Annotated in this window: 7 protein-coding genes; 4 read left to right on the forward strand and 3 right to left on the reverse strand. The window is 46.8% G+C overall.

Features of this window, described 5'->3' with window-relative positions; all coding sequences use genetic code 11:
* From VN105_RS16225 to VN105_RS16240, 4 genes are all read left to right on the forward strand, one after another.
* Positions 1-365, forward strand: a 365-nt coding sequence (locus VN105_RS16225; RefSeq protein ID WP_325642575.1) for a c-type cytochrome, incomplete at its 5' end; no start/stop codon positions are given.
* A 29-nt stretch (positions 366-394) separates the two neighbouring features.
* Complete coding sequence (locus VN105_RS16230; RefSeq protein ID WP_325642576.1) at positions 395-1,117, forward strand: DUF1080 domain-containing protein; 723 nt, start codon at positions 395-397, stop codon at positions 1,115-1,117.
* A gap of 132 nt (positions 1,118-1,249) precedes the next feature.
* Complete coding sequence (locus VN105_RS16235; protein ID WP_325642577.1) at positions 1,250-1,993, forward strand: ThuA domain-containing protein; 744 nt, start codon at positions 1,250-1,252, stop codon at positions 1,991-1,993.
* Between the two features lie 9 nt (positions 1,994-2,002).
* Complete coding sequence (locus VN105_RS16240) at positions 2,003-5,413, forward strand: ThuA domain-containing protein (protein ID WP_325642578.1); 3,411 nt, start codon at positions 2,003-2,005, stop codon at positions 5,411-5,413.
* Positions 5,414-5,538: 125 nt separating this feature from the next.
* Here VN105_RS16240 and VN105_RS16245 read toward each other — a convergent pair whose 3' ends face one another.
* The 3 genes from VN105_RS16245 to VN105_RS16255 form a co-directional block, all read right to left on the reverse strand.
* Positions 5,539-7,821, reverse strand: coding sequence for a GH92 family glycosyl hydrolase (locus tag VN105_RS16245; RefSeq protein ID WP_325642579.1), 2,283 nt, complete (start codon positions 7,819-7,821; stop codon positions 5,539-5,541).
* Between the two features lie 89 nt (positions 7,822-7,910).
* Positions 7,911-10,205, reverse strand: coding sequence for a GH92 family glycosyl hydrolase (locus VN105_RS16250; protein ID WP_325642580.1), 2,295 nt, complete (start codon positions 10,203-10,205; stop codon positions 7,911-7,913).
* 327 nt (positions 10,206-10,532) lie between these two features.
* Positions 10,533-11,549 (reverse strand): LacI family DNA-binding transcriptional regulator, encoded by a 1,017-nt coding sequence (locus tag VN105_RS16255; protein ID WP_325642581.1) that lies wholly within the window; start codon positions 11,547-11,549, stop codon positions 10,533-10,535.
* Between the last annotated feature and the right edge of the window lie 100 nt (positions 11,550-11,649).

Below are 11,649 nucleotides of genomic sequence, written 5' to 3' on the forward strand. Positions count from 1 at the left end.
CAGCTTGCGGAGGTGGTGAGAAAAAAGCAGAAAATGCGGACAGTGTTAGCACGCAGGAAACTCCCGCAGCAGATAATTCAATGGTATCGCCAAGTGCCAACAAACCGGCAAGCAAAGGCGAAACCCTGATGGCCCAAAGCGATTGCAAAACATGTCATAAAGAAGAAATGAAAGTGGTAGGACCTGCCCTGAAAGATATTGCAGGCAAGTATCCTAACACACCGGAAAATGTGGACAAACTGGCTGATAAAGTAATCAAAGGCGGTTCCGGAAACTGGGGCGAAGTAGCGATGCTGCCACATCCACAGATTTCAAAAGATGATGCCAAAGAAATGGTAAGCTATATCTTATCTATCGGCAAATAACTGATTTCATCATAACTCAATCATCCGGAATGAAAAAATTAATCATGGGCGCACTGATGGTAGCTGCCGTTCTCGGTACTACCGCAGTAAAAGCCCAGAAATTAAATACCCTGTCGGCCAAAGAGAAAAAGCAGGGATGGGTACTGTTGTTCGACGGTACTTCTACCAAAGGCTGGCATACTTACCTGAAGTCGACCGCAAGCCCCGCATGGAGCGTAACAGACGGAGCAATTGGCCTTAACCAGGAAGCTAAAAAGAATGGCGCACCAGGCGGCGATCTCGTTACAGACGCAGAATATGAAAACTATGAACTGAGCTACGAATGGAAAATTTCCCCGGGTGGCAACAGCGGTCTTATTTTCAGCGTTCACGAAGACCCGGCTTTAAGCCAAACTTACCTGTCTGGTCCTGAAATGCAGGTAATTGATGATGCGGGCCACCCCGACGGCAAAAACCCCAAACACAATGCGGGTGAACTGTACGATCTCATCAAATGCCCTACCAGGCCAGCGAAACCAGTGGGTGAATGGAACTCCGCCAAATTAACAAAGAAAGATGGTCACCTTACCCTCTGGCTCAACGGCGTGAAAACTGCAGAAACTACTATGGGCACTCCTGAATGGGATGCATTGGTGGCAAAAAGCAAGTTCCACGACTGGAAAGAGTTCGGCAAACATCCAAAAGGCCACATCGCCCTGCAGGATCATGGTAATGATGTATGGTATCGTAATATCAAAATAAGAGTTCTTTAATTTCCGAATAGCGTAAAAGCATTAACCAAAAAGCTACTGAAGCGGAGATGGGCACTCGCTTATCTCAATACTTCAGTAGCTTTTTGCTTTTTACTTTTCCGATTTTTCATTTTAATTCCCACGTAAAATAACATGAAAGCATTAACCGCGTTTATTGCACTCTTGCTCCTGGCCGGCACCATTTCAGTGCAGGCAAAGCACAAACACAAAGCCAAAAGGGTACTTGTGTTCTCAAAAACAAAAGGCTTCCGCCACGATTGCATCCCTGCTGCCAAAATAGCTATTATGCAACTTGGAAAAGAAAATGGCTTTGAAGTAGACACTACTGAAGACGCCAGCGCCTTTACTCCCTCCAACCTGAAAAAATATGCAGCCGTAATTTTCAGCTGCACCACCGGCGATGTACTCGACAACGCCCAACAGGTGGCTTTTCAGGACTATATCCACAAAGGAGGTGCATGGATGGGTATCCATGCGGCTACGGATACAGAGTACGACTGGCCATGGTACAACAAACTGGCCGGCGCATGGTTCCTGAGCCATCCTAACCAGCAAACAGCCACCCTCAAAGTAGTGGATCATCATCATCCTGCTACAAAAGACCTGCCGGATGAGTGGATCCGTAAAGACGAATGGTACAACTTCAAAAACCTCAACCCCGACGTACACGTGCTCATCAAAATTGATGAAACCAGCTATACCGGCGGTAAAAACGGTGATAACCATCCTATGTGCTGGTATCATGATTTTGAAGGAGGCCGCGCCTTTTATACAGAAATGGGACATGTGAAAGAAGCATACCAGGATCCTGTATACCTGAAACACTTACTGGGTGGCATTGAATATGCCATCGGCAACTGGAAACCCAAAAAATAATCCGTTATAATGAAACGAACTCTCAGAATATTTTTGCTGCTGGCATTGGTGGTAGTAGCCCTGGCAGCCTGTAAAAAATCCCGGCCTGGCAAACCGAAGGTGCTGGTGTTTACAAAAACCAGCGGTTTCCGCCACAGCTCCATCCCTGTTGGTATTAAAGCCATTCAGCAACTTGGACAGGAAAACGGGTTTGATGTAGATACTACTGAAAACGCCGCTAAATTCAATGAAGATACACTGGCCCAATACGCTGCGGTTATCTTCCTTAATACCACCGGCGATGTGCTCAATAACTACCAGGAAGCCGATTTCGAAAGATATATACAGGCGGGTGGCGGCTATGTGGGCGTGCACGCCGCTGCCGACACCGAATACGAATGGGGCTGGTATAATCACCTCGCAGGTGCATGGTTCCAGAACCATCCTCCCGGCGTTCACAAAGCTATAGTTGATGTAATAGAAAAATCTTTTCCCGCTACGGAAGGCCTTCCTGAAAAATGGGAACACACCGATGAGTGGTATAATTATAAAGATGTGGATACCACCACTACTGTACTGCTGAAACTGGACGAAAAGTCGTACCAGGGCGGCACAATGGGCGGCAATCACCCTATCAGCTGGTATCACGATTATGATGGCGGCCGTGCTTTTTATACCGGTCTTGGTCATACAGAAGAATCATATACCGATAGTCTTTTCCTGAAACACCTCGCCGGCGGTATTAAATATGCCATCGGAAAAAACCAGGTGCTCGATTACAGCGTGGCAAAAACCCTGCGTGTACCAGAGGAAGACCGCTTCACTAAAAATGTACTCGTATCCGGTGAGTTCTTCGAGCCAACGGAAATGGCTATACTCCCCAACCTGGATATCCTGGTGGCGCAGCGCCGCGGGGAACTGATGCTTTATAATGCAGCAGAAAAAAGACTTTCGCAGGTAGGCTTTCTGAAGGTATATCATCACACCGATGTTCCAAAAGTGAATGCAGAAGAAGGATTCCTCGGCCTCGCCGCGGACCCCGACTTTAAAAACAATCACTACATCTATGCGATGTATTCTCCTGCAGACACCTCTGTAAACCGTTTGTCGCGTTTCAAATTTGAAAACAACAAACTGGATATGTCTTCTGAAAAAGTAATCCTGCAATTCTACTCGCAGCGTGATATTTGCTGCCATACCGGCGGTTCTATCGCCTTTGGACCAGGCGGACTGCTTTACTTATCTACGGGTGATAACACCACCCCGTTTGATGAACCGGGACAGAAATATGTGAGCAAAGGATATGGCCCTACCGACGACCGTCCGGGTCACCTCCAGTACGACGACCGCCGCGGTTCGGCTAATACCAACGATCTGCGTGGAAAGATCATCCGCATAAAAGTAGAAGCAGATGGTTCTTACACTATTCCAGAAGGTAACCTGTTCCCCAAAGGCACAAAAGGTACCCGCCCTGAAATTTATGCAATGGGTACGCGTAACCCTTACCGTATGTCGGTGGATCAGAAAACAGGTTATGTATACTGGGGAGAAGTAGGCCCCGATGCCAACAACGACGATTCGTTGCGGGGACCCAGGGGATACGACGAAATAAACCAGGCGAAAAAACCGGGCTTCTTCGGTTACCCGTTGTTTATTGCCAACAACAAACCATACCGTCAGTACAATTATGAAACCGGTGAAAGCGGCGCTTTTTATGACCCGCTGAAGCCCATCAATGATTCCCGCAACAACACCGGTTTGAGAGAGTTGCCTCCGGCTACGCCTGCTTTCATCTGGTACCCGTATGCAAAATCGGATGAATTTCCGATTGTAGGCAGCGGTGGTCGTAATGCGGAAGCCGGTCCTGTTTATCACAGTGAATTTTATCCGAAAGAAACCCGCTTCCCGGATTATTATAACGATAAACTGTTTATCTACGACTGGATCCGCGGATGGGTGATGGCCGTAACAATGGACAAGAACGGCAACTTCTCCAAAATGGAGAAGTTTATGCCCAACACTAAACTGAATGCACCTATTGATATGGAAATGGGCCCCGACGGCCGTTTGTATATCCTTGAATATGGCAACGGATGGTTTAGCAAAAATGCAGATGCCGGTCTTTCCCGTATCGATTTCAATGGCGGCAACCGCGCGCCTGTAGCCAATATACAGGCTACGCGCACTACAGGGGGCTTACCATTTAAAGTAACCTTATCTGCTGAAGGATCTAAAGATCCGGATGGCGATAAGCTCACTTATCTCTGGAATTTCGGCAATGGCAGTAAGAAAGAAACTACTGAACCTACGGTAGAATTTACCTACAGCACTGCCGGTGAATATGCGGTATTTGTAGAAGTAGCAGATGATAAAGGCGCTAAAACAAAGAGTAAATCCATAGAACTATACGCTGGTAATGAAACACCCGAAGTGAAGATCAATATCACCGGTAACCAGATGTTCTACTTCCCCGGCAAACCCGTACAGTATACAGTTAACATCTCTGATAAGGAAGATGGCAATTCTGCTGATGGTAAGCTGGATGTGAACAATATCTTTGTAAAGGCAGATTATATCCAGGGACGTGATAAGGCAGCACTGCCACAGGGTCACCAGATCATTACCGGCGCTATTGCAGGTAAAAACATCATGGAAGTATCCGATTGTAAAACCTGTCACAAACCGGATGAAAAATCTATCGGACCTTCTTTCAGGCAAATAACAGAAAAGTATAAGAACGATCCTGCCGCACCTGAAATGCTTGCTAAAAAGATCATCAATGGTGGTGGCGGCGTATGGGGTGAAACAGCCATGTCTGCACATCCCGGTATTTCCGTTGGTGAAGCAAAACAACTGGTGGAATATATTTATTCTATCGGCGGCAACGCACCTAAAGTACCATCCCTGCCCGTTAGCGGCAGCGTTAACCCAACACTGGGCGGTGAAGCAAAAGATGACGGCGTGTTGTACCTGCTAGCCAGCTATACCGATAAGGGTGGCCCTGGTATTAAGCCTATCACCGGCACTGCATCAGCAGAATTGGTGAGCCCTGTACTGGCAGCTGCCGACTTCAGCAAAGCAGATGGCGCTGCTGTATTTGCCGTGGATGGCAAGAAGTTCCTTATCCCTTCCAATACAGAAGGATGGGCTACTTACAACAAACTGGATCTGACCGGTGTAAGCGGCATAGAGCTCGCATACATGGTACAGGAAACACCACAGTCCGGTTTCACGGTAGAAGCATTCCTGGACGATGCCAATGGTACCCGTTTGGGTGAAGTTACCATCGGCCCGGGTGCACAACCTAAAGTGGCCAACAAGGTAAACTTCAGCTTTACCCCGGTAACAGATGGCAAAAAACACAACCTGTATTTCCGGTATAAAGCACTTGATGCTGCACAGAAAGTACAGCTGGGTATTGTGTCATTTACCCTGCATTGATAATAACTGGTTTTATAAAAAGAGAAAGGGGCGATATAAACATCGTCCCTTTCTCTTTTTATAAATGACAAAAAAAGGCTGCTTCCAAAAATGGAAACAGCCAGTTGTCTGATTAGGCACTCTTGTTATTTCTTTGGCTTGGCACTCATATAGAACGTGATGGTACCACCATTCATGATATCTGCATGCGTGATATACAAACGGTTCAACGGCGTTCCATTCAGCAACACCTTTTGTACATACACATTTTTATCGCTTTGATTTTTTACATCTACCACAAAGGTTTTGCCGTTTTCCAGTTGCAAAGTAGCCTTGTCAATAGCCGGGCTGCCCAGTGAATACTGGTCGGAACCGGGGCATACCGGGTAAAAGCCAAGCGTAGTAAAAATGTACCAGGCGCTCATTTGTCCGCAGTCGTCGTTACCGCCAAGGCCATCAGGACCGGGGTGATACATCTTCTTCAGGATCATTCTCACACGCTCCTGAGTTTTCCACGGATAGCCGGTCCAGTTATACAGGTAGGCCACATGATGTGAAGGCTCGTTGCCATGCACGTAGTTACCAATGATACCATCACGGGTGATATCTTCCGTTTCGGCAAAAAATTTATCTGGCAGCTCCATCGTAAACAGGGAATCGAGATGAGTGGTAAACTGTTTTTTACCGCCCATCATGGCAATCATTTCATCCGGGTAGTGAGGCACATATAAACTGTAGTTCCAGGCATTCCCTTCAATAAAGCCCTGGTCGTGCGTTTGCAGTGCATCAAAATTTGTTTTGAAAGTACCATCGTTCAACTTAGGACGCATGAAACCTGTATTGGAATCGTATACATTTTTGTAGTTCAGCGAACGTTTAATAAACTCTTCATAAATAGCTGCGCGTCCCAGTTTCTTTGCTACCTGCGCTATACACCAGTCGTCGTATGCGTATTCCAGCGTTTTTGAAACGGAGGAGCCATTTTTGTCTTCCGGGATATAACCTCTGTCGATATAGTATTCCAATCCATCGTAGGTACGATGCCGGGCAGTGGTAACACAGGCATCCAGTGCTTTATTCACATCAAAGGGTGCATTGCCTTTCATTATAGCATCTGCAATTACCGATACGCTGTGGTAGCCGATCATGCACCAGTTTTCATTAGCGTAATGCGACCAGATAGGGAGCATATGCTGTGCGCTTTGTTCGTAATGGTTCAGCATCGACTGGATCATATCCGCATTTCTTTTCGGCTGGATCACGTTAAACAAAGGATGCAACGCACGGTAGGTATCCCAAAGGGAGAAAGTGGTATAATTCGTATACCCGTTGGCGGTATGAATGTTCATATCCAGGCCACGGTAAGCGCCGTCCACATCCATATAGGTAGTTGGATTGATGAATGCGTGGTACATGGCGGTGTAGAAGTTTTCCTTCTCTTCACGGCTCTTTGATTCAATATGAATTTTATTCAGCTCTTTCGTCCATAATGCCTGTCCGTCGCGCTTCACCTGGTCAAAATCCCATCCGGGGATTTCTGCGCGCAGGTTTTTCAATGCTCCTTCGGTGCTCACGGGCGATAATGCAAATTTTATTTTGATCTTTTCGCCAGGTGTTGTTTTAAAATCGAAATAGGCGCGGATCTGTTTTCCTGCCATTTCGGGAAAGTTCTTCGACTGGTCAAACTTTCTCCAGAAGCCTTTGTACACATCTTTAGCATAGTTCTGATGCCCGTATTGTACAAAGGGTTTAGAAAAGGTCATCGCAAAATATTCTATCCTCGTACGTGCCCAACCGTTAGTTTGGCGAAACCCTGTGATGAGGGTATCATTTTCCACACGGATAAAGGTCCATACATTTTTGTTTTCATAATTATAGATGCCCGACATCATATCCAGGATGATATGCGCCTGGTTTGTGCCCGGAAAGGTATACTGGTGAAACCCAACGCGGTTACTGGCGGTAAGCTCTGCGAGGATATTATCATCTTCCAGTTTTACTTTGTAATAAGCCGGTTCTGCCACCTCTGTGCTATGTGAAAATGCGGATCTGTAGCCGCTTTCCGGATGATCTGCCGTACCGGGATTTAACTGCAGTGCGCCTACTGTGGGCATGATCAGGAAATCGCCCAGATCGGAGTGGCCGGTACCGCTGAAATGAGTATGACTAAAGCCTACAATGGTTTTGTCTTCATACTGGTAGCCGGCGCAGTATTTATAAACATCGGGATTATACTTCCCGTTCATTTCGTACGGAATGGTATCCGTTTCGGGGCTGAGCTGCACCATACCGAAAGGTACGGTAGCGCCGGGATAGGTGTGGCCCATCCGTTGTGTGCCCGTAATAGGCTTCACATATTGTATCACATTTTCCTGTGCGGATACACACAGGTATGGAAAGAAAAGTAAAGGTAAAAGTAGTTTTTTCATGCAGGTAGATTTTAGCGAAAATTGAGTACATCCCGAAGAGTCGGGATGAAATATTTCAGTGAACAATGAAAATCGTTTATACGTACACGTTACTTATTCGCTGTTGCTGAAAAAGAATATGGATAAGCAGCGGGTTCTGTTCCTCTTGATTTCTCAGGAGTAGCGCCCATTTTAAATTCCAGTGTACCGCCTTTCTGGAGGTCCTGGTGGCTGATCCAGTTCTTTGTATATGGTTGTCCGTTTAAGGATGCCTTTTGCACATACAGGTTGGTATCGCTGTTGCCTGGTGCGTTGATCACCATTTTTTTACCATCTTCGAAAGTCATGGTGAGTTTGGCGAACAGCGGTGTACCCAGTACATATTGTTGGGTACCCGGACATACAGGGTAGAAGCCCATTGCGGAGAACACGTACCAGGCGCTGGTTTGGCCATTATCTTCATCACCACAGTAGCCGTCGGGAGTAGCCTTGTACAGGCGGCTCATTACCTGGCGGATCCAGTATTGTGTTTTCCAGGGCTGGCCTGCGTAGTTATATAGATAGATCATGTGCTGAATGGGTTGGTTGCCATGTGCATACTGTCCCATGTTCATGATCTGCATTTCGCGTATTTCGTGGATAACGGTGCCATAGTAGCTTTCGTCGAATACCGGTGGCATATTGAAAACGGAATCCAGCATTTTGGCGAACATTTCGCGGCCGCCCATCAGTTTTGCCAGGCCTTGTACATCGTGGAATACAGACCAGGTATAATGCCAGCTGTTTCCTTCAGTGAAGGCATCGCCCCATTTGAATGGATTGAACGGTGTCTGGAATTTACCATCCTTGTTTTTTCCGCGCATCAGTTTTGTTTCCGGATCAAAGAGATTACGGTAGTTCTGGGAGCGTTTTTCAAAAAGATCGATTTCTTTTTTCGGGCGGTTCAGTGCTTTTGCCAGCTGGTAAATGGTAAAGTCGTCGTAAGCATATTCCAGGGTACGCGCAGCATTTTCATTTACTTCCACATCGTAGGGCACATAGCCGAGCGAGTTATAATATTTAACACCCAGGCGGCCTACAGAGCTTAACGGGCCTTCATTTTCCGTATTCTTCAGAATAGCTTTATACAGGTTATTGATATCATACCCGCGGATACCTTTCAGGTAAGCATCGGCGATCAGCGATGCAGAGTTGGAGCCTACCATGCAATCGCGGTGACCGGGGCTTGCCCACTCCGGCAGCCAGCCGCTTTCATTGTAAGCGTTGGATAACCCTTCCATAATATGCGAACTGAGTGTAGGATACATCAGCGTGAAGAAAGGATGTACTGCACGGAAAGTATCCCAGAACCCGTTATCGGTGAACATGTAGCCGGGTAATACCTGGCCGTTGAACGGGCTGTAGTGTACGATCTCGTTCTTTGCATTGATTTCATAGAACTTGCGCGGGAACAGCATAGTGCGGTACAGGGAAGAGTAAAAGGTGCTTACCTGTTCGCTGGAACCGCCTTCTATGGCCAGTCTGCCGAGTTCTTTATTCCAAATGTCTTTTGCTTTCTTACAGGTAGCGTCAAAATTATCCTGGCCGATTTCGCGTTGCAGGTTTAATTCTGCCTGTTCAAAGCTGATGAAAGAGGAGGCTGTTTGTATACCTACCTTCTCACCTTTCTTTGTTTTGAAGCCTACCACTGCGCCGGTATGATCTGCCTGCAGTTCCAGCTGGCCTTTCACCAGTACGGAATCGTGCCAGATATCGGCTACGATAAATGGCTTATCAAATTTGATGATAAAGTAATTTTTGAAGTTGGAAGGTACGCCACCACTGTTTTTGGTAGTGTAACCAATGATCTTCTTTTCGTCCGGTAATATTTTAATATAGGAACCTTTATCGAAGGCATCTACCACGATGAAGGCGCTGTCGGTAGCCGGGAAGGTAAAACGCAGCTGTGCAGCTCTTTCTGTGGGCGTAATTTCCGTAGTAACGTCCGGATCAGCGAGGTATACGCTATAGTAATATGGTTTTGCAACTTCTGATTTGTGGGAAAACCAGCTGGCACGTTTATTCTGGTCGAATTTTACGGTGCCTGTAACGGGCATAATGGCAAACTGGCCATAGTCGTTGATCCAGGGAGAAGGTTGGTGCGTTTGTTTGAATCCCCTGATCTTATCAGCGGTGTATTGATAGGCCCAGCCATTTCCCATGGTATTGGTTTGTGGCATCCAGAAGTTCATGCCCCATGGCAGGGCAATAGCAGGATAGGTGTTCCCGTTTGATAAGCTTACCTTAGAATCAGTGCCCATCAGGGTATTCACCCATTCTACCGGTTCAGCAACTTTATTTACCGTTTGGCTGTATGCGCCATGCAGGCAGAATAAAGCGGCTGCTAACAGTCCAACTTTTTTCATGATTAGATATTATATACAACAAAAATGATCCTTTTAGCCAGCATCACACTCGCCGTGTGAAGATACCGTGAAATTTTAACAAAATCGATTTAGCACAGGTACAGAAAAAAAAGATTCAGCGAATCCTTTTCCCGTTAAGCTCCAAAAGCCGGTATTAAAAGTATAACTATTTTTTCAGCAAATACAAGTATTCAATGGTTTTTTTATAAGCGGCGCCGGTGTTCAACCCGGCCATTTTTCCAGCCGGCGGAATAACGTGGCTCAGATCCTGCTTTTCAGCAGCCGGGCCGGTTGGGCATCCGGCGCAGCATAGCCGGCGCGCTATCCTCAGGCCGATCCCCGCAGGATAAATTTCCCCGGGATCTCCACTGCCGTTTTCTTCATGGGGCCGCTGTTTTTGTCCAATTGGTGCATTAGCAGGTCTATAGCAGTTTTGGCGATACCTTCTATCGGCTGTTCTATCACCGAAATACCCGGCGGGTATAAACGGAAGATATCATGATCATCGAAACACAGTACTGCGATATCGTCGGGCATTTTCAGCCCCATCCTGGCTATTACTTCCAGTCCGAGGATACCCAGGTAATTAGTAGAGAAAAAGATGGCATCCAGTTCGGGATTGGCTTCTATAAAAGACTGCAGCTCATTCAGGGAATCTTCCCGCTGCCGGTGATACTGCAACTGCAGGATATGTTTCTTCTTTACCGGGATCTTATGTTCTTTCAAAGCGGTGGTATAGCCTCTCAGGCGTTCCTCTATCTGTATCAGCTTCACGTCTACCATCACAAACCCTATTTTGGTAAGTCCTTTCCCTATCAGGTGTTTCATTCCCTGCTGCACGCCGTCGAAATTATTGATCAGCACATAAGGCGTTTTGATTGCCGGAAAGTAGCTATCCATGAGCACTACCGGCTTATGTTGCTGTACCAGGTGCTGGATTTCTTTCTCCATTCCCGGCGCCGGGGTGATCAGGTAACCGTCAACCATCTGCCGGCCAAGCATACGGATCAGCTCTCCGCCTTTCTGGGCGTTATTTTCAGTGCTGCAATACACCACGTTGTAACCTCTGCGCTCAGCTTCTGTTTCTATGGTTTTAGCAAGACTTGCAAAAAAGCTTCCGGAAATGCTCTCTACGATCAGTCCCAGGGTTTTGGATTGCCCTGTCCGGAGGTTCACTGCCATACGGTGGGGTTCATATCCCGACTTTTCAGCCACCTGCATAATCCGGGAGGCTACTTCGTCGCGGATACGCATTTGTTTCCCTTTTCCGTTCAATACGAACGAAACCGTGGAAGGGGCCACTCCGGCCATTTTTGCAACGTCCTTAAGGGTTAATCGCTTCATTTATAGTGATTGGTTTTGGCATATATGAAAATGAATCCCCTGAACATTCCCACATATCCTTACAGTTATTACATATTACAGGGCTATGTTACTCTCTGAC

Origin of the sequence: Chitinophaga sp. (assembly GCF_035564935.1) — a bacterium.
In the GTDB taxonomy this organism is placed as follows: Bacteria; Bacteroidota; Bacteroidia; order Chitinophagales; family Chitinophagaceae; genus Chitinophaga.

Excerpts from the sequence above, each read along its gene's own strand:
- VN105_RS16245 (WP_325642579.1), bottom strand. The coding sequence starts at position 7,821 with ATGAAAAAACTACTTTTACCTTTACTTTTCTTTCCATACCTGTGTGTA.
- VN105_RS16255 (WP_325642581.1), bottom strand. The coding sequence starts at position 11,549 with ATGAAGCGATTAACCCTTAAGGACGTTGCAAAAATGGCCGGAGTGGCC.
- VN105_RS16230 (WP_325642576.1), top strand. The coding sequence starts at position 395 with ATGAAAAAATTAATCATGGGCGCACTGATGGTAGCTGCCGTTCTCGGT.
- VN105_RS16240 (WP_325642578.1), top strand. The coding sequence starts at position 2,003 with ATGAAACGAACTCTCAGAATATTTTTGCTGCTGGCATTGGTGGTAGTA.
- VN105_RS16250 (WP_325642580.1), bottom strand. The coding sequence starts at position 10,205 with ATGAAAAAAGTTGGACTGTTAGCAGCCGCTTTATTCTGCCTGCATGGC.
- VN105_RS16235 (WP_325642577.1), top strand. The coding sequence starts at position 1,250 with ATGAAAGCATTAACCGCGTTTATTGCACTCTTGCTCCTGGCCGGCACC.